At 40.0% G+C, this 21632-nt stretch carries 17 protein-coding genes; 16 read left to right on the forward strand and 1 reads right to left on the reverse strand.

Annotated features, from left to right (window positions below; translation table 11 throughout):
- Nucleotides 1-41 precede the first annotated feature (41 nt).
- The 10 genes from ylqF to IGJ99_RS05745 all read left to right on the forward strand — a co-directional run bounded on the left by ylqF (nt 42) and on the right by IGJ99_RS05745 (nt 11033).
- The gene (gene ylqF / locus IGJ99_RS05700) at nt 42-902 is read left to right on the forward strand and encodes a ribosome biogenesis GTPase YlqF (RefSeq protein ID WP_438770672.1); all 861 of its coding nucleotides are present in this window, start codon (nt 42-44) and stop codon (nt 900-902) included.
- Nucleotides 895-1662, forward strand: coding sequence for a ribonuclease HII (locus IGJ99_RS05705; protein WP_010735745.1), 768 nt, complete (start codon nt 895-897; stop codon nt 1660-1662). Before ylqF ends, IGJ99_RS05705 begins: the two co-directional genes overlap by 8 nt.
- Before the next feature lie 55 nt (nt 1663-1717).
- Nucleotides 1718-2575 (forward strand): DNA-processing protein DprA, encoded by an 858-nt coding sequence (gene dprA, locus IGJ99_RS05710; protein ID WP_409173813.1) that lies wholly within the window; start codon nt 1718-1720, stop codon nt 2573-2575.
- Between the two features lie 126 nt (nt 2576-2701).
- Nucleotides 2702-4780, forward strand: a complete 2079-nt coding sequence (gene topA, locus IGJ99_RS05715) for a type I DNA topoisomerase (RefSeq protein WP_023519488.1) — start codon at nt 2702-2704, stop codon at nt 4778-4780.
- A 22-nt stretch (nt 4781-4802) separates the two neighbouring features.
- Nucleotides 4803-6128 (forward strand): FADH(2)-oxidizing methylenetetrahydrofolate--tRNA-(uracil(54)-C(5))-methyltransferase TrmFO, encoded by a 1326-nt coding sequence (gene trmFO / locus IGJ99_RS05720; protein ID WP_023519489.1) that lies wholly within the window; start codon nt 4803-4805, stop codon nt 6126-6128.
- Nucleotides 6129-6405: 277 nt separating this feature from the next.
- Nucleotides 6406-7302 carry a tyrosine recombinase XerC gene (gene xerC, locus IGJ99_RS05725; protein ID WP_438770673.1) on the forward strand — a complete coding sequence of 299 codons (897 nt, stop codon included), beginning with the start codon at nt 6406-6408 and terminating at the stop codon, nt 7300-7302.
- Between the two features lie 24 nt (nt 7303-7326).
- Complete coding sequence (gene hslV, locus IGJ99_RS05730) at nt 7327-7875, forward strand: HslVU peptidase proteolytic subunit (protein ID WP_010735740.1); 549 nt, start codon at nt 7327-7329, stop codon at nt 7873-7875.
- A gap of 11 nt (nt 7876-7886) precedes the next feature.
- The gene (gene hslU, locus IGJ99_RS05735) at nt 7887-9284 is read left to right on the forward strand and encodes an ATP-dependent protease ATPase subunit HslU (RefSeq protein ID WP_010735739.1); all 1398 of its coding nucleotides are present in this window, start codon (nt 7887-7889) and stop codon (nt 9282-9284) included.
- Nucleotides 9285-9299: 15 nt separating this feature from the next.
- The gene (gene codY / locus IGJ99_RS05740; RefSeq protein ID WP_010735738.1) at nt 9300-10091 is read left to right on the forward strand and encodes a GTP-sensing pleiotropic transcriptional regulator CodY; all 792 of its coding nucleotides are present in this window, start codon (nt 9300-9302) and stop codon (nt 10089-10091) included.
- Nucleotides 10092-10157: 66 nt separating this feature from the next.
- A complete protein-coding gene (locus tag IGJ99_RS05745; RefSeq protein WP_010735737.1) occupies nt 10158-11033 on the forward strand; it encodes an aldose 1-epimerase family protein in 876 nt (291 codons plus the stop codon).
- Between the two features lie 137 nt (nt 11034-11170).
- Here IGJ99_RS05745 and plsY read toward each other — a convergent pair whose 3' ends face one another.
- Nucleotides 11171-11806 carry a glycerol-3-phosphate 1-O-acyltransferase PlsY gene (gene plsY / locus IGJ99_RS05750; RefSeq protein ID WP_226076324.1) on the reverse strand — a complete coding sequence of 212 codons (636 nt, stop codon included), beginning with the start codon at nt 11804-11806 and terminating at the stop codon, nt 11171-11173.
- Nucleotides 11807-11903: 97 nt separating this feature from the next.
- Between plsY and IGJ99_RS05755 the strand changes: the two genes are divergently transcribed.
- The 6 genes from IGJ99_RS05755 (at nt 11904) to IGJ99_RS05780 (ending at nt 21591) form a co-directional block, all read left to right on the forward strand.
- Complete coding sequence (locus IGJ99_RS05755) at nt 11904-12329, forward strand: CoA-binding protein (RefSeq protein ID WP_010735735.1); 426 nt, start codon at nt 11904-11906, stop codon at nt 12327-12329.
- Between the two features lie 278 nt (nt 12330-12607).
- Nucleotides 12608-14653 (forward strand): DNA topoisomerase IV subunit B, encoded by a 2046-nt coding sequence (gene parE, locus IGJ99_RS05760; RefSeq protein WP_023519491.1) that lies wholly within the window; start codon nt 12608-12610, stop codon nt 14651-14653.
- Between the two features lie 11 nt (nt 14654-14664).
- Nucleotides 14665-17115 (forward strand): DNA topoisomerase IV subunit A, encoded by a 2451-nt coding sequence (gene parC, locus IGJ99_RS05765; protein WP_349520248.1) that lies wholly within the window; start codon nt 14665-14667, stop codon nt 17113-17115.
- Nucleotides 17116-17388: 273 nt separating this feature from the next.
- Nucleotides 17389-19620 carry a formate C-acetyltransferase gene (pflB, locus tag IGJ99_RS05770; RefSeq protein ID WP_010735732.1) on the forward strand — a complete coding sequence of 744 codons (2232 nt, stop codon included), beginning with the start codon at nt 17389-17391 and terminating at the stop codon, nt 19618-19620.
- A 198-nt stretch (nt 19621-19818) separates the two neighbouring features.
- The gene (pflA, locus tag IGJ99_RS05775; RefSeq protein WP_010735731.1) at nt 19819-20580 is read left to right on the forward strand and encodes a pyruvate formate-lyase-activating protein; all 762 of its coding nucleotides are present in this window, start codon (nt 19819-19821) and stop codon (nt 20578-20580) included.
- A gap of 84 nt (nt 20581-20664) precedes the next feature.
- Nucleotides 20665-21591, forward strand: coding sequence for a manganese-dependent inorganic pyrophosphatase (locus IGJ99_RS05780; protein WP_019724232.1), 927 nt, complete (start codon nt 20665-20667; stop codon nt 21589-21591).
- Nucleotides 21592-21632 lie beyond the last annotated feature (41 nt).

A 21632-nucleotide genomic window follows, 5' to 3' on the forward strand; every position in this document is an offset into this window, starting at 1 on the left:
GCAACTTTTTTAGATTTTAAGTTTTAGAGGAGGAAACACCAATGACTATTCAATGGTTCCCAGGACATATGGCGAAAGCTAGACGTGAAGTTTCAGAAAAGATGAAATATGTTGATATCGTCTTTGAGTTAGTTGATGCACGACTACCTTTGTCTTCACGTAATCCAATGTTAGATCAAATCATCCAACAAAAACCAAGACTTGTTTTATTGAATAAAGCTGATCTAGCGGATCCGCAACAAACAAAATTATGGCAACAATACTTTAGAAAGCAAGGACATCAAGCCTTAGCAATCACCGCTCAAGAAAGTAAAGGAATCAAAGCGTTGATCCCTGCGGCAAAAGAAGCATTGAAAGAAAAACGCGAAAGAGACTCAGCTCGTGGCATCAAACCTCGAGCAATCCGCGCGATGGTCCTAGGAATTCCTAATGTAGGAAAATCGACATTGATGAATCGTTTAGTGGGCAAAAAGATTGCACAAACAGGGAATAAGCCTGGGGTAACGAAAGGGCAACAATGGCTTCGTTTAGGAAGTGAATTAGAACTATTAGATACACCTGGTATTTTATGGCCTAAGTTTGAAGATGAAGAAATCGGTAAAAAACTAGCCTTGACTGGTGCAATCAAAGACCAATTGGTACACCTTGATGATCTAGCAATTTACGGCTTAGATTTCTTTGCCCGTTACTACCCTAATAAAATCAGCGAACGTTATGGACTATCAATAGAAGAAGAGCAACAAGTTGCACCTGAGTTATTGATGACGATCACGGAACGTAGAGGGTATCGCCAAGATTATGACCGTGGGAGCGAGCTAGTCGTTTTTGATATCCGCCAAGGGAAACTTGGTCGCTATACTTTAGATCGTTGTGAAGAAATGGAAGAGACTACTCATGAGTGAATCGATCCAGAGTATCAAAGAAAAACTGAAACAACTCACAACGCTTGATGATCCGATAGTCACACAACTAAGATTAGACACAAGAAAAGGTGTCCAACAAGCGTTAAGCTCTTTTGAAAAACGCTTAGCAAAGGAAGCTTTGCTTCGTGAGAAATATGAGACGATGTCCTTCTACGAAAATGAAGGATATGCTCAAGGGTATGACCTGATTGCAGGGATCGACGAGGTAGGAAGAGGCCCCTTGGCTGGCCCTGTTGTAGCCGCAGCTGTTATTTTACCTAAAGGTGTAGAGATTTACGGATTGAACGATTCCAAGCAATTATCTGAAAAAAAACGTGAAGAACTGTATGAACAGATTCAAGAAAAAGCCCTCTCCGTCGGGATTGGTGTGATCGATGAGCAGACGATCGATCGTGTCAATATCTACGAAGCAAGTAAATTAGCGATGTGTGAAGCTCTTAAAGAATTGACACCAGAACCTACGTATTTATTGATCGATGCGATGACTTTAGATCTGCCGATTGCACAAAATAAATTGATCAAAGGAGATGCCCGTTCAATTTCGATTGCTGCTGCAAGTATCATTGCAAAAGTCTATCGCGACCGTTTGATGAAAGAATACGAGTTACAATATCCTGGCTATGGTTTTGCCAAGAATGCAGGTTATGGAACAAAAGAACATCTGTTAGGATTAGCACAACATGGCATCACGCCAATCCATCGTAAAAGTTTTGCACCAGTCAAACAATATTTATCATAAGCGATGCGCCACTTTTTACGTATCTTATAAAAAAGATTAGAAAAGGTGGCGCTTTATGGTTATATACAATGAATTTATTACAAAGTTGGCATTAGTCAAAGGACTGAGCGGAGAGCAAAAATGGCGTGTGATCCGTCATCTATTAAGTGAAAAGAAAGAATGGTTGTCGGTTGATGATATGTTGACAGTTTCGCACTTCAATCGCTCTAGAGCAATTTTTTATGACTATTGGAGCCAGATCAACTATACTTGGCGGAATAGAATAGGAGAGAATCCATACATAACTTTTCTTGATCCGATCTACCCTTCACAATTGCTTCATTTGGCAAATCCCCCGATCTTATTATTTTATCAAGGGGATCTTTCGCTGATGAAACGAAAAATGATCGCTGTCGTTGGTGGTAGACAAACATCTGGTTATGCGCGAAAAATCGTAGAGCGAGTGATCACTCCTGTGATTGACCAAGACTATCTAGTTGTTAGTGGCTGTGCGAAAGGCGTAGACACTTATGCGCATCAAGTAGCGATCCGCTGTTCAGGCAGAACGATTGCAGTGATCGGTACGGGTATCAATCATAGTTATCCGAAAGAAAATCAGCAGTTGCAACGAGGGATTGCTAGAGATCATCTTGTATTAAGTGAGTTTTTACCAGATGTTGGTCCACAAAAATTTCATTTTCCTATGAGAAATCGTCTGATTGCCGCTTTATCAAGTGGAATCTGTGTGATTGAAGCAAAAGCAAAAAGCGGATCATTGATCACAGCAGAGCAAGGCTTAGAGATTGGACGTCCGATTTTTTCTGTCCCTGGGAATATTTTGACAGGTCAATCCACTGGTTGTCACCAATTGATCCAAGATGGAGCGATATGTACCTTTTCAGGACAAGATATCCTTAATGAATTGGAATCATAACGATTGATTTATTATTGCTTTCCTTGACAAACGATTTCTGAATGGATATGATAAGCTACGATTTGTAAAAGTCCTTGTAACATATATATAGTAGGAACCCGAAAATGGAAAGGAGTCCATTCAGGAATGGCATATAAATATTTAGTGATCGTAGAATCACCTGCAAAAGCCAAGACGATTGAAAAATATCTTGGCCGTAATTATAAAGTAATGGCTAGTGTAGGACATATTCGTGACTTACCTAAAAGTAAGATGGGGATCGATTTTGAAAATAATTATGAACCGCATTATATCTCGATTCGAGGAAAAGGCGATGTCATCAAAAGTCTAAAAGCAGCAGCAAAAAAAGCGCAAAAAGTTTACCTCGCAAGTGACCCGGATAGAGAAGGGGAAGCAATTGCTTGGCATTTGGCTTACTTGTTAGGCTTGGATCTCAACGATAAAAATCGTGTTGTCTTCAATGAAATCACCAAGGATGCAGTCAAAGCGGCATTTAAAGAACCACGTACGATCGATGTGGATCTTGTCGATGCGCAACAAGCACGTCGAACGCTTGACCGTATCGTTGGTTATTCGATTAGTCCTATCTTATGGCGTAAAGTAAAAAAAGGCTTGAGTGCTGGTCGAGTCCAGTCGATCGCATTGAAGATCATCATTGAACGCGAAAAAGAGATCCGTGATTTTACGCCGGAAGAGTATTGGAGTATTGACGGAAACTTTAAGAAAGAACGTAAGAAGTTCAAAGCAAACTTTTGGGGAGTCGATGGCAAAAAGAAAAAATTGTCCGATGCCGAAACTGTCAAAGAAGTGACTGACCGGATCACTGGTAAAGAGTTTGCAGTAACAAAAGTCGAAAAGAAGGAACGCAAGCGAAATCCTGCGAACCCATTCACGACAAGTAGTTTGCAACAAGAAGCCGCTCGTAAATTGAATTTCAGAACACGTAAAACCATGATGGTGGCGCAACAGTTGTATGAAGGAATCTCACTTGGAAAACAAGGCACGATCGGGTTGATCACGTATATGCGTACCGATTCTACACGGATCGCCGATACTGCTAAAGCCGAAGTCGCAACGTTCATCGAAGAAACATACGGAAAAGAATTCTCCAGTCATTCGGAACGTAAAGCAACGAACTCTAAAGGGGCACAAGATGCCCATGAAGCAGTGCGTCCAACCAGTGCATTACGTACACCAGATGAGTTGAAACAATACTTGGATAAAGACCAATTGAAATTATATACATTGATTTGGTCACGATTTGTTGCAAGTCAAATGACGCCAGCTGTATTGGATACGATGAAAGTCACGTTGGAACAAAATGATGTAAGATTCATTGCGAATGGCTCAAAAATCAAATTCAAAGGGTTCATGCAAGTGTATGTTGAAGGCCGCGATGATGGGAAAGAAGAAAAAGAAAACATTTTGCCAGAGTTAGCAGAAGGCGATACGGTGCAATCTGTCGATATCGAACCGAAACAACATTTCACACAACCGCCTGCACGTTATAGTGAAGCGACATTGATCCGTGCATTGGAAGAAAACGGGGTAGGTCGTCCCTCGACTTATGCGCCAACGTTAGATACGATCCAACGACGATATTATGTGAAGTTGACACAAAAACGTTTTGAACCAACCGAATTAGGTGAGATCGTCAATTCGTTGATCTGTGAGTTCTTCCCACAAATCGTAGATATCCATTTTACAGCTGAAATGGAAGATGACTTGGATAAAGTCGAAGAAGGAAAAGAAGAATGGATCGAAGTCGTCGATCGTTTTTATAAACCATTTGAAAAAGAATTATCGAATGCCGAAGAAAAAATCGAGAAAATCCAGATCAAAGATGAACCAGCTGGTTTTGATTGTGATTTGTGTGGGCATCCGATGGTGATAAAATTAGGGAAGTATGGTAAATTCTATGCATGTAGTAATTTTCCAGATTGCCGAAACACCAAACCAATCGTCAAGGAAATCGGCGTCACTTGTCCTGTGTGTCATGAAGGACAAGTCATCGAACGTAAATCTAAGAAAAATCGTCTATTCTATGGCTGCTCTCGTTTCCCAGAATGTGAATTCACCTCTTGGGAAAAACCAATCGGCAGAAATTGTCCGAAATGTGACCATTATTTGGTCGAGAAAAAAGTCAAAGGCGGCAAACAAGTGGTTTGTACGAATGGCGATTACGAAGAAGATGTTCAAAAATAAAGAAATGAGAAGAGGTTTTTAGTTGAAAATCGTCAATGTAGTAGGTGCAGGTCTAGCTGGAAGCGAAGCAGCATGGCAAATCGCTCAAGCGGGTGTACCTGTAAAGTTATATGAAATGAGACCAGTTAAGAAGACAGAAGCGCATCATACAGATAATTTTGCTGAATTAGTCTGTTCCAATTCTCTAAGAGGGAATAGTCTTGCGAACGCAGTTGGTTTATTGAAAGAAGAAATGCGTCGCTTAGATTCAGTGATCATCCATTCAGCAGATGAAACAGCTGTACCTGCAGGCGGTGCCTTAGCAGTGGACCGCGATTCATTTTCTGAAACTATCACTCGTAAGGTCAAAGAGCATCCTTTAGTCACAGTGGTGAATGAAGAAATCACTGAGATACCAGAAGGAATCACGGTGATAGCGACAGGACCTCTGACTTCTCATCCTTTAGCAGAAAGCATCAAAGCATTCAATGGCTCAGACGGTTTCTATTTCTACGATGCTGCGGCACCGATCGTCGACAAATCAACGATCGATATGGACAAGGTGTATTTAAAATCACGTTATGACAAAGGCGAGGCGGCTTACTTAAACTGTCCGATGACCGAAGAAGAATTTAAAGCTTTCCATGAAGCCTTGGTCAATGCGGAAGTTGCTGAATTGAAATCTTTTGAAAAAGAAAAATATTTTGAAGGTTGTATGCCAATCGAAGTAATGGCGCAACGTGGCTTTAAGACAATGCTATTCGGACCAATGAAACCAGTCGGCCTAGAAGATCCTAAAACAGGAAAAAGACCATATGCAGTCATCCAGTTAAGACAAGATAATGCAGCCGCTTCTCTTTATAATATCGTTGGGTTCCAGACGCATTTAAAATGGGGCGAACAAAAGCGCGTGTTCCGCATGATCCCAGGATTAGAAAATGCAGAATTTGTCCGTTATGGTGTAATGCATCGCAACAGTTTCATGAATTCACCAGAACTCTTGAAGCCGACTTATCAATCGACTAAACGCGAAGATCTATTTTTTGCAGGACAAATGACGGGTGTAGAGGGTTATGTTGAAAGTGCGGCAAGTGGCTTGCTTGCAGGGATCAACGCTGCTCGCTTAGCGAAAGAATTGGAACCTGTGACGTTGCCACAAGAAACAGCCATGGGAAGTATGGCCTACTACATCACACATGCGGAAGGCAAACATTTCCAACCAATGAATGCAAACTACGGATTATTCCCAGAATTACCTGAACGAATCCGTGATAAAAAATCTCGGTATGAAGCAATTGCACAACGTGCCTTAGCAGCCAATGAAAAAGTGAAGCAAGAAGTCTTGAATAAAGAATTTGCTTCTCGTTAAATGGATGTTATGTAATAAGTCGAAGTGTCTCAGGATGGTGTTTGCCATTTTTGAGTACTTCGGCTTATTTCTCGGTTATTGACTGAACTCATGCCAATTTATATAATAACCATGGTTTTTTTATGTTGATTCTGGACAGCTCATCCCTTAATTGTCAAGCAAACGAATTGAATTGTGAACAAACTTAGAAATATTAGTTAAATTCTGACAATTTGTTTGTTTTTTCTCTGGGGCTATGCTAAATTTATTTTGGGATCTAAAGGTAGGTGTAAAAAGAATGAAGCCAACTTTACAAGAAGATTTTTTGCGTTATTTAATCATAGAGCGCGGGTATTCAGAAAAAACCAAATCTGCCTATGAAGAAGATATCAATGATTTTCAACGATTCTTGGCGGAATCGGGGGAATCGGATCTACTGAAAGTCAGCTATTTGGATGTACGAGTTTATCTAAGTTATCTATCTGATAAGTCGTACAGTCGAAATTCGGTGAGTCGGAAAATTGCGAGTTTACGCTCATTTTATCAATACCTTCTTCGTGAAGAAAAAATCGCTGAAAATCCATTTTCGTATGTTCATTTGAAGAAAAAAAATGTTAAACTTCCTCGTTTTTTTTATGAGAATGAGGTGCAAAGCTTATTTGAAAGTGTGACAGGGGATAGTCCTTTAGCATTAAGAGATCGAGCATTATTAGAAGTACTATATGGATCAGGTATCCGTTTGAGTGAATGTAGCCAATTGACGATGTCTGCCATCGATTTTGGCTCAGAGGTGATGTTGATCCATGGAAAAGGAAATAAAGAACGCTATGCGCCGTTGGGTTCATTTGCGCAAGATGCTTTGCAAGAGTATTTTGCCAAAGGGCGCAGCGTCTTAATGACGAAATACCATAAGTCACATGACTATGTCTTCGTGAATCATCATGGAGAACCAATCACACCTACTGGGATCGAGTATGTATTAAATCAAATCATTAAAAAGAGTAGTTTGGATAGTGATATCCATCCTCACATGTTACGTCATACTTTTGCGACGCACTTATTGAATAATGGTGCCGATATGCGTACAGTGCAAGAACTTTTAGGTCATGCAAATTTATCAACGACTCAAATCTATGCGCATGTCACAAAAGAAAGCTTACAAAAAAATTATCGCTCTTTCCATCCACGAGCGTGATCACATTATTAGGAGGAAATATCTATGGTAGAATCACAGTTTCATTCAACAACCATTTGTGCAGTTGAAAAAAACGGGAAATTCGCGATGGCAGGTGATGGCCAAGTAACGATGGGCGAATCTGTCGTGATGAAGGGCAGTGCGAGAAAAGTACGTCGCATTTACAACGATGAAGTAGTCGTTGGCTTTGCAGGAAGCGTTGCTGACGCGTTTACTTTAGAAGAAAAATTTGAAGGTAAACTAAATGAATACAACGGAAATCTCCAACGAGCAGCCGTTGAATTAGCCCAAGAATGGCGTACACAACAGTCGATGCAAAAGCTAGAAGCGATGTTGATCGTGATGAATGACAAAGAAATGTTACTAGTTTCTGGTACAGGTGAAGTGATTACACCGGATGATGGGATCTTAGCCATTGGTTCTGGTGGGAACTTTGCGTTAGCTGCCGCACGAGCAATGAAAAACTATGCACAAAATGAGATGAGTGCAAAAGAGATTGCTGAAAATGCGTTGAATATTGCAGCAGACATCTGCGTCTTTACAAATCACAACATTATTGTAGAAGAATTATAGAGGTGAATGACATGTATGAATTAAAACAAACACCAAAACAAATCGTCAGTGAATTAGATCAATATATCATTGGCCAACAAGCAGCAAAAAAATCAGTGGCAGTTGCCCTTAGAAATCGTTATCGACGTCTTCAATTAGATGAAAAGATGCAACAAGATATCACACCTAAAAATATGTTGATGATCGGGCCAACTGGGGTCGGTAAAACAGAGATCGCTCGTCGTCTGGCAAAAATCGTCAACGCACCTTTTGTTAAGGTTGAAGCAACGAAGTTTACTGAAGTTGGTTACGTAGGACGTGACGTGGAATCGATGGTTCGTGATCTTGTCGAAAATGCAATCCAGATCGTTGAAAAAGATCAGTATCTTCGTGTTCGTCCACAAGCCAAGAAAAATGCGGAAAAACAATTAGTGAAGATCCTTGTACCAGGTATCAAAAAAGAACAAAAACAATCAAACAACCAGTTTGAGCAAATGATGAATATGTTCAATGCTTCGCAACAACCGGCAGAAACACAAGAAGAAGTCACAGAAGAGATTCGAGTGAATCGTCGCACGGTGTTAGAACAATTGCAAAAAGGCTTGCTTGACAACCGAGAAGTGACGATCGAAGTCCAAGATCAAAAAAAACCAGCACCGATGATGAACAATGGACTGGAACAAATGGGAATCGATTTGAATGAAACACTTGGTGCGTTGACGCCGAAGAAAAAAATCGAACGAACAGTGACCGTCAAAGAAGCCTTAGAATTATTGATCAAAGAAGAATCAGCAAAATTAGTCAATGATGCGGATATCCATAGTGAGGCAATCAAATTAGCTGAATCAAGCGGCATCATTTTTATTGATGAAATCGATAAAATCACTTCTAAATCGCAACAATCTGGGGAAGTATCAAGAGAAGGTGTCCAAAGAGATATCTTGCCGATCGTTGAAGGTTCACAAGTCAATACGAAATACGGTACCTTACAAACAGACCACATTTTATTTATCGCTTCAGGAGCGTTCCACTTATCAAAACCAAGCGATTTGATTCCTGAATTACAAGGTCGTTTCCCAATCCGTGTTGAGTTAGATGACTTAACTGCTGAGGACTTTGTCAAGATCTTGACTGAACCAAACAATGCGTTAGTCAAACAATATATTGCCTTGATTGGTACTGAAAATGTGACTGTCACATTTACTAAAGAAGCAATCGAACGGATTGCCCAAATCGCTTATGATGTGAATCGTGATACCGATAATATCGGTGCACGACGTTTACACACGATATTAGAGAAATTGTTGGAAGACTTGTTATTCGAAGCGCCAGAAATGCAAATGGGAGAAATTACCATTACAGAAGCCTATGTCAATGATAAATTAGGATCAATTGCGGCAAATGAAGATCTAAGTCGCTATATATTATAAAATCGGAGGAAAAAAATGACGGATTTGTTGACGAACACTCGAAAGATAAACAAATTATTGCAACAAAAAAATACGTTTGATATGCAGGCGGATTTACCTTACGATAAAATGGCGGTCACTTTAGGTGCTGTTTTAGACAGCAATACGTATATCATTGGCAGTGAAGGGGTTTTACTTGGTTATAATGAACGGCACGATGTGAACAATGATCGTGTGAAAACAATGTTTGTGCAAAAACAATTTCCTGATGCCTACACAGAAACAGTCGATATGATCACGAAAACAGAGTCCAATATCCCAATCACAAGCGATATGACGGCATTTCCATTTGAAAGTCGCGAAAAATATCCTTTTGGATTGACGACAGTAGTGCCGATCTTTGGCGCTGGTGAACGCTTAGGAACGATCATTTTAGCAAGAATGGAACAAGCCTTTAACGATGAAGACCTTGTTTTAGCAGAATACGGCGCGACAGTAGTAGGGATGCAGATCCTTTATCAAAAATCACGAGATATCGAAGCGGATGTTCGCAGTACGACCGCTGTCCAAATGGCGATCAATACGTTGTCATACAGTGAATTAAAAGCAGTTCAAGCCATTTTTGATGCTTTAGAAGGTAATGAAGGCCGATTGACTGCCTCAAATATTGCGGACAAGATCGGTATTACTCGTTCGGTCATCGTAAATGCCTTACGTAAATTAGAATCAGCTGGAATCATTGAATCCCGCTCTTTGGGAATGAAAGGCACGTATTTAAAAGTATTGAATGCTCGTTTTAAAGATGAGCTGACGAAGCATAGTTATTAAAAGGAAGATTTTTCAGAGGCTTGCTACTCGAAGAAGTGAGTGTCTGAGAAAAGATGGAGGATGACGATGACTGTTATTATTCAAAATGATCAGCTGATTGCTGAAATTTCCGAACATGGAGCAGAATTGATCAGTTTGAAATCAAAAGAACATGATCTAGAATATATTTGGCAAGGCGATCCTAAGTATTGGGGAAGACATGCCCCCGTTCTTTTCCCTATTGTTGGACGTTTGAAAAACGATCAATATGTGTACCAAGGAAAAACGTATTCAATGGGTCAACATGGTTTTGCTCGTGATATGGATTTTGAGATGGTGGAGCACGAACAAGAACGTGCGAAGTTTGTCCTGAAAAGTACCCCTGAAACAAAAGAGAATTATCCGTTTGATTTTGAATTGGTACTTGTTTATGAATTAGGGGGAGACGGGATCACTGTTCATTATCAAGTTGAAAATATTGGGGAAGAAGAGATGTATTTCTCGATTGGCGGTCATCCAGCATTCAATGTGCCATTAGAAGAAGGTTTGACTTTTGAAGACTTTTATTTGGCTTTCTCTCCTAGAAAATCACGTTTGCGTTTACCATTAGCTGGACCATTCATCGACATGGAACAAAAAACGATTGGACAAACGAACACCAACCTTGCGTTATTTCGGGAGCTGTTTGACCAGGATGCGTTAGTATTTGAAACAAGGGGTTTGAATGCTTACAGTATCCGTAGTGAAAAGTCTAGTCACAGTGTCACCCTCAGTTACAAAGATATGCCTTACGTTGGGATATGGTCGCCCTATCCTAAAGAAGCACCATTTGTTTGTATCGAGCCGTGGTTTGGAATCGCAGACACTGTTGATAGTAATGGGCAGTTGAACGAAAAAGCAGGAATCAATCAATTAGGCGCTCACGAATTATTCAAGACGAAATATTCGATCACTGTCAAGTAAACACAAGTCGATTACATGTGTTCTCTTGATCTAGTTCGATGAAACAAAACATGCCTTCTGAACAAATGAACGAATTGTTGAGCAATCGATCAGTCATTTGTTTAGAAGGCATTGTTTTTTATCATTCATCAAAAAGATTATTTCTTTTTGCTACTATTCAAACCGAATGGGATTCGGCTTTCTGTTTTATTTTTGATACGCTTGATATTGTCTTTATGACGGTAAAAAATAAAAGCGGAGACACCACAAGCAATCAACGTCAAAAGTAAATTTGGTTCTGGTAAGATTGCTGGTGCAATGTATGGTAAGAAGATGGTGGATAAAGTGATCAAGACCGCACTGATCATGCTCGTTAAGCTTACCATGCTCGTGCAGTATAAACTGATCACGAAAATTGCTGATGAATAAAGAAAGAACAGTGGATTGAAGCCTAATAACATACCGGCACTTGTCGCCACTGCTTTGCCACCTTTGAACTTAGCAAAGATTGGAAATGTATGTCCTAAGATCGCACAGACACCAAACCATAGCGGGTTGACAGAAGTGACATGGAAGATGACGGGTAAGGCAGTAGCTAATGTTCCCTTTAAGATGTCCATGAATAATACCACTATTCCAGCGGTTTTACCTAAAACACGAAATGTATTGGTCGTTCCCATATTTCCACTACCGTGTTCACGGATGTCTTTTTTAAAAAAGATTTTACCAACCCATACTCCAGATGGAATGGAACCCAAAAGATATGCTACAATAAACAATAAGATTATTTTCATTTTTTAACCTCTTTCAAGTTGAAGCTAATGTATATTTTAGCATGAAAGAATGCTTCAAACAATCGAAAAAATCGAACGATCGAAAGGAGTCATCCACATGTCATTTAAAAATCCAGAACAAGCGAATATCTTTCGCTATCTTCAAGAAGCAAAAACGATCGCGGTCGTTGGTTTAAGTAATAAGCCTGAACGGACAAGTTATCAGATCGCACAATTACTACAAGAACACGGCTATCGTATCATTCCAGTCAATCCAGTATTGGCAGGGGAAGAAGTGTTAGGCGAAACCGTTGTCGCACAGCTGACAGATATCAATGAACCTATTGATATCGTGGATATTTTCCGCCGTAGTGAGTTTTTACCAGAAGTAGCGGTAGATTTTCTGAAAACAGATGCGAAAGTCTTCTGGGCACAGTTAGGCATTGAGAATGAAGAAGCTGCTGAAATGCTCCAAGCAGCTGGAAGAAATGATATCGTCATGGATCGCTGTATCAAGATCGAATTAGCAAAAATGGAACAATAAAAAACAGGAATAACAGAAATAACAGAAGCACATATCCTGATAGTCAGTGACACTTTTACTGGCAAACGGTTTAGCTAAGTGATGAAAAATGTTTTGACCTGTTATCAAAAAAGAGTAAGTGATCGTTACCACTGACAAGCTGAGAGAAAAGAAAGAAAAAAGCGGGAGAGTTGGTTGTTTCTTGTAATTCTGACCTTCCCTCTTTTTTTTTGAAGACTTTTCTAGTATGATAAGCGTGGTGCGGTTATATCGCAAGTATTATTGAAGGAGCGTTTGCCTTGGCAAAAAAAATTAAAAATGAATACAATGATGCCTCGATCCAAGTTCTTGAAGGATTAGAAGCAGTAAGAAAACGACCAGGGATGTATATCGGGTCGACTGATAGCCGAGGCTTGCATCATTTAGTCTATGAAATCGTTGATAATGCCGTAGATGAAGCTTTATCAGGCTACGGAAATGAAATCGCTGTGACGATCCACGAGGATAACAGTGTGACTGTTACGGATAGTGGACGTGGTATGCCTGTTGGCATGCATGCTTCAGGTATCCCAACGGTCGAAGTTATTTTCACTGTGCTACATGCCGGCGGTAAATTTGGCCAAGGAGGATATAAAACTTCTGGTGGACTTCATGGTGTAGGTGCCAGTGTCGTCAATGCTTTATCTAAATGGCTAACAGTGACGATCGTCCGAGATGGTATCGAATACCAACAAACATTCAAACAAGGTGGAAAACCAGACGGAACGTTGAAAAAAATTGGCAAAACGAAGAAAGCCAATGGGACGTCTGTTCATTTCTTACCAGATGATAGTATTTTCTCAACCACTAAATTTTCCTATGATACGTTATCTGAACGTTTAAGAGAGTCTGCATTTCTGTTAAAAGGTGTAAAAATCACTTTGACAGATCTAAGAGGTGACGAAACAGTTCAAGAAGTCTTTCATTACGAAGAAGGAATCAAAGAATTCGTTGCGTATTTAAATGAAGAAAAAGATACGTTGACGCCAGTAGTCTATTTCTCTGGTGAAAAAGAAGGAATCGAAGTAGAAGTGGCCTATCAGTATAATGATGGCTATTCTGAAAATGTCCTGTCGTTTGTTAACAACGTGCGAACAAAAGATGGTGGGACACATGAAGTCGGCATGAAAACAGCAATGACCAAAGCCTACAATGAATATGCCCGTAAAGTAGGCTTGTTGAAAGAACGAGATAAGAACCTAGAAGGTAGTGACTTCCGTGAAGGACTTGCGACAGTCTTGTCGATCCGGGTACCTGAACATTTGCTACAATTTGAAGGACAAACGAAAGAAAAACTAGGTACACCGATTGCTCGCTCCGTCGTTGATAATGTCATGAGCGAACAAATGGGCTTCTACTTACAAGAAAATAGCGAAATGAGCCAAATGCTGATCCGTAAAGCAATCAAAGCGAGAGAAGCAAGGGAAGCCGCTCGTAAAGCCAGAGAAGAAAGCCGTAATGGGAAAAAACGTAAAAAGGGCGAATCATTACTTTCTGGAAAATTAACACCTGCACAATCGAGAAACCCTAAGAAAAATGAATTGTATCTTGTCGAAGGAGATTCAGCCGGTGGATCAGCCAAACAAGGGAGAGATCGGAAATTTCAAGCGATATTGCCACTTCGAGGAAAAGTCATCAATACCGAAAAAGCAAAAATGCAAGATATCTTAAAAAATGAAGAAATCAATACGATGATCTATACGATCGGTGCCGGCGTCGGGCCTGAATTTTCACTTGAAGATTGCAACTATGACAAGATCATCATCATGACCGATGCGGATACCGATGGTGCCCATATCCAAGTCTTGTTGTTGACATTTTTCTATCGCTATATGAAACCATTGATCGAAGCAGGGAAAGTTTACATTGCTTTACCGCCGCTATATAAAGTATCTAAAGGCCAAGGAAAAAAACAAGTAGTCGAGTATGCATGGACCGATGACGAATTAGCTGCAGTCATCAAGACTGTCGGTAAAGGCTATATGTTGCAACGGTACAAAGGTCTTGGGGAGATGAATGCGGAGCAGTTATGGGAAACGACGATGGACCCAACCTCTCGGACCTTGATCCGGGTGAGGATCGATGATGCTGCGCAAGCAGAGCGACGCGTAACCACCTTGATGGGGGATAAAGTCGAACCACGTCGTAAATGGATCGAAAACCATGTCCAATTCAGCTTAGAAGAAGAACGTAGTATTCTAGACAAAAAAGAAGAAACTGAGACTTCCGCGTCTGTTTCTAATGACCTATTAGAAGAAGAACGCGCAGAAGAAAACAAAAATGAACAATCAGTAGAGGTAGAATAGGAGGTCACCTAATGGAAGAACGTCAAGAAATCCAAGAATTAACGTTAGAAGAAGTGATGGGTGACCGCTTCGGACGTTACTCGAAATATATTATTCAAGAACGTGCTTTGCCGGATATCCGTGATGGTCTGAAACCCGTTCAACGTCGTATTTTATTTGCGATGAACAAAGACGGCAATACGTTTGATAAAGGATTCCGTAAATCAGCAAAATCTGTCGGGAATATCATGGGTAATTATCATCCTCATGGTGACAGCAGTATCTATGATGCAATGGTTCGTATGAGCCAAGATTGGAAACTACGAGAAGTACTCGTAGAAATGCACGGAAACAACGGAAGTATGGACGGAGACCCACCAGCGGCGATGCGTTATACAGAAGCGCGCTTATCGAAATTGAGTGGTGAGATGCTTGCTGATATTGAAAAAAATACGGTCGACCTTGTGTGGAACTTTGATGACACTGAAAAAGAGCCGACTGTATTACCAGCGAGATACCCCAATCTATTAGTCAATGGATCAACCGGTATCTCTGCGGGCTATGCTACTGAGATACCAACGCACAATCTCGCGGAAGTCATTGATGGAACGGTCTATATGATCGACCATCCACAAGCCAGCTTAGACAAATTGATGGAATTCATTCCAGGTCCTGATTTTCCAACTGGGGGCATTTTACAAGGAAAAGATGAAATCAAGAAAGCTTATGAAACTGGTCGTGGGAAAGTGATCCTACGCTCAAAAACGGCGATCGAATCTATCAAAGGAAACAAGCAACAAATCGTGATCACTGAGATTCCTTACGAAGTGAACAAAGCGACTCTTGTCAAAAAAATGGATGAGATACGCTTGAACAAGAAAATCGATGGGATCGCAGAAGTTCGTGACGAAAGTGATCGTACGGGTCTACAGATCGTTGTGGAATTGAAAAAAGACGCTAACGCTCAAGGAATCTTGAATTATTTATTCAAGAATACCGAATTACAGATCAACTACAACTTCAATATGGTGGCAATCGATCATATGACCCCTCATCAAGTAGGGTTGAAGGATATTTTAAGTAGTTACATCGAGCACCGCAAACAAGTGATCACCAAACGTAGTCAGTTTGACTTGGAGAAAGCGCAAAGAAGACAACATATCGTTGAAGGGCTGATGAAAGCTCTATCGATTTTAGATGAAGTCATTGCAACGATCCGTGAGAGTAAAGATAAAAAAGATGCGAAGCACAATTTAGTCCAAATGTTCCAATTTACAGAAGAACAAGCTGAAGCAATCGTTACGTTACAGCTTTATCGTTTGACGAATACAGACATTACCGAACTACGCCGTGAATCGCAAGAATTGATTGCTCTGATCACTGAATTAAATAAAATCCTTTCAAACGATAAAGAATTATTTTCTGTCATGAAAAAAGAACTACGTGAAGTCAAGAAGAAATATGCTTCTTCTCGCTTGACGATGATCGAAGATGAAATCGAAGAAATCAAAATCGATACACAAGTATTAGTTGCGCAAGAGGATGTCATTGTCAGTGTCACACGTGAAGGCTATGTGAAACGAACAAGCCTTCGTTCCTATAGTGCATCAAAACCAGAAGAAATCGGTATGCGTGAAGGAGATTATCTTCTATATGCTGGGGAACTGAATACGTTAGATCATTTGTTACTGGTCACCAATAAAGCCAATGTGATCTATCGACCAGTTCACGAACTACCAGATTTGAAATGGAAAGATGCCGGTGAGCATATCTCACAAACGATAGTGAATCTAGCTGTTGATGAATCCATTTTAGCGGTATTCCCCTATCAGAAAATCGATTCCGAAAAAACATTTGTATTTATCAGTAAAAACGGCTTGATCAAACAGACGCGGATGACAGATTTTGAACCATGGCGTACGTATAAGAGTCGTCCATTGAGTGGCATGAAGCTAAAAGCCAGTGAAGATGAATTAGTGGCTGTCTATCTTGAAAAAGAACAAACAGATCGTGATATTTTCCTTGTTACGCATCAAGGAATGGGCCTACGCTATCCGTTGACTGAAGTGCCAGTTGTTGGAACGAAGGCTTCAGGTGTCAAATCGATCAATTTGAAAGAAGAAGATTATGTCGTTAATGGTTTACTTGTCTTAGCAGAAGGAGATACGCCTATCGTTATCGTCAGCCAGCGTGGGGCAGTAAAACGAATGCTTGCACAAGAAATCAGTCAGACTTCTCGTGCCAAACGAGGTGTGACTGTATTGCGAGAATTAAAGAAACAACCACATCGAGTGATCTATATGTCAGAGGGGCATGCCAAAACGATGACGTTGATCAATCAAAAAGGACAAGAATTACCAATCGATCCGACGGATTATCCAATTGGTGATCGTACGTCCAACGGTTCATTTGTTTTAGATGAGAAAAAAGGCGGAGAAGTACAAATGGTGATTGATTCTCCAACGATGGATATCAAGGAATAACTGTTATAGTTTTTTATGGAATAGCTGGCAACTGTATTATTACAGTTGCCAGCTATTTTTTATTTATTAACATAAAATTAAGACTTGCACAAATAAAATATGAATAGATTCACAATAGATAAATGCCTATGTATCAGCTTTAATAACTACTATTATTTTATATTTGCTTTATTTGTTAATAAAAAAACAAGAAAACCCTTGCATTGGAGGCGACATGTGTTATACTTATCACGTAAAAACTGTTACATAAAACAGAAACGGGAGGTCCATACGATGGAACAATGGAATGGATTTAAAGGAACTAAGTGGAAAGAAGGCGTGGATACACGTGACTTTATCCAAAACAACTATACAGAATACCGCGGTGATGACAGCTTTTTAGAAAAACCCACTGAAGCAACAGAAAATTTGTGGGAAAAATTACAAAAATTGAATGATATCCAATTTGAACGTAATGGTGTATATGACATGGATACAGATGTCGTATCAACAATCACTTCTCACGAAGCAGGATACCTAGACAAAGATTTAGAAAAAATCGTCGGTCTGCAAACTGAAACTCCTTTGAAACAAGCATTCATGCCATTTGGTGGCATCAACATGGCGAATCATGCGTTAACAAGTAACGGCTATGAGCCAAAAGAAGAGTTAACACATATTTTCACAGACTGGAGAAAAACACATAACCAAGGTGTATTCGATGCTTATACTGCAGAAATGCGTGCTGCACGTAAAAACAAGATCATCACTGGACTTCCTGACGCTTACGGACGTGGCCGCATCATCGGTGACTACCGTCGTATCGCATTATACGGAATCGACTATTTGATGGCTCAAAAGAAAAAAGACCATGACAATACAGGCTACCATACGATGAGTGAAGAGGTTATCCGTCTTCGTGAAGAAATCTCAGAACAATATCGTGCATTAGCTCAAATGAAAGAAATGGCTGCAAAATATGGGTATGACATTTCAAAACCAGCTGCAAACGCAAAAGAAGCCGTTCAATGGTTATACTTTGGTTATCTAGCTGCAATCAAATCTCAAAATGGTGCAGCTATGTCGATCGGACGTATCTCTGCATTCTTAGACATTTATATCCAACGTGATTTAGACAACGGTGTGATCACTGAAAAAGAAGCACAAGAATTAATCGACCATTTAGTAATGAAATTACGTATGGTGAAATTTGCACGTACGCCTGAATACAACCAATTGTTCTCTGGCTTCCCGATCTGGGCAACCTTATCAATCGCTGGTATGGGCTTAGACGGACGTTCATTAGTCACAAAAAATGATTTCCGTATGTTGCACACATTGACAAATATGGGACCTTCACCAGAACCAAACTTGACTGTTTTATACTCAGAAAACTTACCAGAAGGCTTCAGAACGTATGCAAGTAAAATTGCGATCGAAAGTTCTTCGATCCAATTTGAAAATGATAACTTGCTTCGTGAACAATGGGGTTCAGATGACTGCGCGATTGCATGTTGTGTATCTGGAACGGTTGTTGGTAAAGATATGCAATTCTTCGGTGCTCGCGCAAACTTAGCTAAGGCTTTGTTATACGCGATCAACGGTGGCGTGGATGAAATGACAGGCGCACAAGTAGGTCCTGAGTATCGTCCGATCACAAGCGACACATTAGACTTTGAAGAAGTAAAACACAACTTCATGAACATCATGGACTGGTTAGCTGAGCTTTATGTCAATACGCTAAACATCATCCACTATATGCACGACAAATATTCTTATGAAGCAGCACAATTAGCTGTCATGGATACTGACTTGAAACGTACATTTGCGACAGGTATCGCAGGTATCTCTCACGCAGCAGATAGCTTATCTGCAATCAAATATGCACAAGTTAAACCAATCCGTAATGACAAAGGGATCACAGTTGACTTTGAAGTAACTGGTGACTTCCCTAAATATGGTAATGACGATGACCGTGCCGATGAGATCGCTGAATGGATCTTAGAATACTTCATGGGTCAAATCAAACGTCATAAAACTTACCGTAATTCAACTCCGACAACTTCATTATTAACGATCACATCAAATGTCGTTTACGGGAAAAATACTGGGAATACACCTGACGGACGTGAAGCTGGTAAACCTTTAGCACCTGGTGCAAACCCAAGTTATCAAGCAGAACAAAATGGGTTGCTTGCAAGCTTGAACTCAACTGCGAAATTCAACTATGCACACGCACGTGATGGTATCTCTAATACACAAACAATCAACCCTTCTGGTTTAGGGAAAGATGAAGAAACAAGAATCGACAACTTACGTAACGTCTTAGATGGTTACTTCTCAAGAGGAGCATACCACTTGAACGTGAACGTATTCAGTAATGACTTATTGCGTGATGCCATGGAAAACCCAATGAAATATCCAAACTTAACGATCCGTGTTTCTGGATATGCGGTTAAATTCCGTGACTTGACAAGAGAACAACAATTAGACGTATTAATGAGAACGTCACACGACAGAATGTAAGACAATTAATGCAGTGTAAAAAGGAAAGGCAAAAGTTCCGCATGAGCTTTTGTCTTCCTTTTTTACAACTATATGTAAAAAAAGGATATATAGAGTGTTAGAGGCAAACAGATAGATCTCCTCTTCACAGCGTGTTGAGAAGTCGCAACATTGTCCGTGGCTCATAACGAAAGAAACTAAAGAAAAGAAGTGATTAAAATGGAAGAACAAACAAAAGGCTATGTCCATTCGATTGAAACATTTGGGTCTGTAGATGGACCAGGCGTTCGCTTTGTCGTCTTCATGCAAGGTTGTCGCATGCGTTGTGAATTTTGCCATAACCCAGACACCTGGAATATTGGTGGAGGAAAAGAATATACCACAGATGCAATTTTAGACCAAGCAGAACGTTACCGTTCTTATTGGGGGAAACAAGGAGGGATCACGATCAGTGGTGGTGAACCTTTATTGCAGATCGATTTCCTGATCGAATTATTCCAAAAGGCGAAAGAACGTGGCATTCATACAACAATCGACACATGTGGAAAACCATTTAGCCATGATGAGCCTTTCTTTTCTCGTTTTGAAGAGTTGATGAACTATACGGACTTACTGTTATTCGATATCAAACACATCGATAACGAAGCACATAAAAAATTAACTCATTGGGGCAATGAAAATATCTTAGAAATGGCTCAGTATCTTTCAGATATCAAGAAACCTGTCTGGATTCGTCATGTGTTAGTCCCAGAACGTAGTGACTATGATGAGTATTTGATCCGCCTTGATGCATTCATCAAAACACTTGAAAATGTCGATCGTGTGGAAATCCTTCCTTATCATACAATGGGTAAATACAAATGGGAAACGCTTGGTTTGACGTATCCATTAGAAGGAATCGAACCACCGACAAAAGAACGAGTAGAAAATGCAAAACGTCTTCTTCATATCGAAGATTATACAAAGTATTTAACTAGATAGACGCGAACGGAAGGAAGATAAGTATTGCTTCTTTCCGTTTTTTTGCTATTATTGAATAGGAGAAAACAAAAAGGAGCGAGTCAAATGTCAAAAGTTTTAGTTTTTGGTCATCAAAATCCTGATACAGATGCAATTGGAGCAGCGATTGCATTTTCATATTTGCAAAATCAATTAGGAGTAAACGCTGAGCCTGTCGCTTTAGGCACGCCAAGTGAAGAAACACAATTTGCACTAGATTACTTCAAATTAGAGGCGCCTCGAGTGATCACATCGATCAAAGAGGAACAAGCAGATGTCATGCTTGTCGATCATAATGAATTCCAACAAAGTGTGGTAGATATTGCGGAAGCTACGATTCTAGCAGTAGTTGACCATCATCGTATCGCCAACTTTGAAACAGCGAATCCATTGTATTATCGTGCTGAACCAGTGGGTTGTACAAGTACGATCATTCTAAAATTATTTAAAGAAAATCAAATTGAGATTCCGAAAGAAATCGCTGGAATCATGTTATCAGCAATCATTTCAGATACATTGTTGTTCAAATCACCAACTTCAACAGAAGCAGATCAATTGGCTGCAAAAGAGCTAGTTGAAATCTCTGGTGTAGACTTAGAAGCGTATGGTTTAGACATGTTGAAAGCAGGTACAAATCTAAGTGATAAACCAGCAGAAGTATTACTTGATCTAGATGCGAAAAGTTTCCCTATGGGTGAAGCAAGTGTTCGTATCGCTCAAGTCAATACAGTTGATCTAAATGAAGTAATGGATCGTCAAGCTGAACTTGAAACTGCTATGCAAACAGAGATCGCGACAAATGGGTATGATCTTTTTGTTCTTGTTGTAACAGACATCTTGAACAGCAACTCAGAATTATTGATTGCTGGTGAAAGAAAAGAACAAGTTGAACAAGCTTTTGGCGTGAAGTTAGAAAATAATCGCGCATTTTTACAAGGGGTCGTTTCACGTAAAAAACAAGTGGTACCTCAATTAACAGAAGTTTTCAATTAGGCAATGAGATTGGAAGAAGGGAGTGGGAGTGTAACCAGTTG

The organism is Enterococcus sp. AZ095b, assembly GCF_051714725.1.
Lineage (GTDB): Bacteria > Bacillota > Bacilli > Lactobacillales > Enterococcaceae > Enterococcus_B > Enterococcus_B pernyi.

Bases quoted from the DNA above. Each gene is read 5' to 3' on its own strand.
- ylqF (WP_438770672.1), top strand. From the start codon at position 42: ATGACTATTCAATGGTTCCCAGGACATATGGCGAAAGCTAGACGTGAA.
- IGJ99_RS05705 (WP_010735745.1), top strand. From the start codon at position 895: ATGAGTGAATCGATCCAGAGTATCAAAGAAAAACTGAAACAACTCACA.
- dprA (WP_409173813.1), top strand. From the start codon at position 1,718: ATGGTTATATACAATGAATTTATTACAAAGTTGGCATTAGTCAAAGGA.
- topA (WP_023519488.1), top strand. From the start codon at position 2,702: ATGGCATATAAATATTTAGTGATCGTAGAATCACCTGCAAAAGCCAAG.
- xerC (WP_438770673.1), top strand. From the start codon at position 6,406: ATGAAGCCAACTTTACAAGAAGATTTTTTGCGTTATTTAATCATAGAG.
- hslV (WP_010735740.1), top strand. From the start codon at position 7,327: ATGGTAGAATCACAGTTTCATTCAACAACCATTTGTGCAGTTGAAAAA.
- hslU (WP_010735739.1), top strand. From the start codon at position 7,887: ATGTATGAATTAAAACAAACACCAAAACAAATCGTCAGTGAATTAGAT.
- codY (WP_010735738.1), top strand. From the start codon at position 9,300: ATGACGGATTTGTTGACGAACACTCGAAAGATAAACAAATTATTGCAA.
- IGJ99_RS05745 (WP_010735737.1), top strand. From the start codon at position 10,158: ATGACTGTTATTATTCAAAATGATCAGCTGATTGCTGAAATTTCCGAA.
- plsY (WP_226076324.1), bottom strand. From the start codon at position 11,806: ATGAAAATAATCTTATTGTTTATTGTAGCATATCTTTTGGGTTCCATT.
- IGJ99_RS05755 (WP_010735735.1), top strand. From the start codon at position 11,904: ATGTCATTTAAAAATCCAGAACAAGCGAATATCTTTCGCTATCTTCAA.
- parC (WP_349520248.1), top strand. From the start codon at position 14,665: ATGGAAGAACGTCAAGAAATCCAAGAATTAACGTTAGAAGAAGTGATG.
- pflB (WP_010735732.1), top strand. From the start codon at position 17,389: ATGGAACAATGGAATGGATTTAAAGGAACTAAGTGGAAAGAAGGCGTG.
- pflA (WP_010735731.1), top strand. From the start codon at position 19,819: ATGGAAGAACAAACAAAAGGCTATGTCCATTCGATTGAAACATTTGGG.
- IGJ99_RS05780 (WP_019724232.1), top strand. From the start codon at position 20,665: ATGTCAAAAGTTTTAGTTTTTGGTCATCAAAATCCTGATACAGATGCA.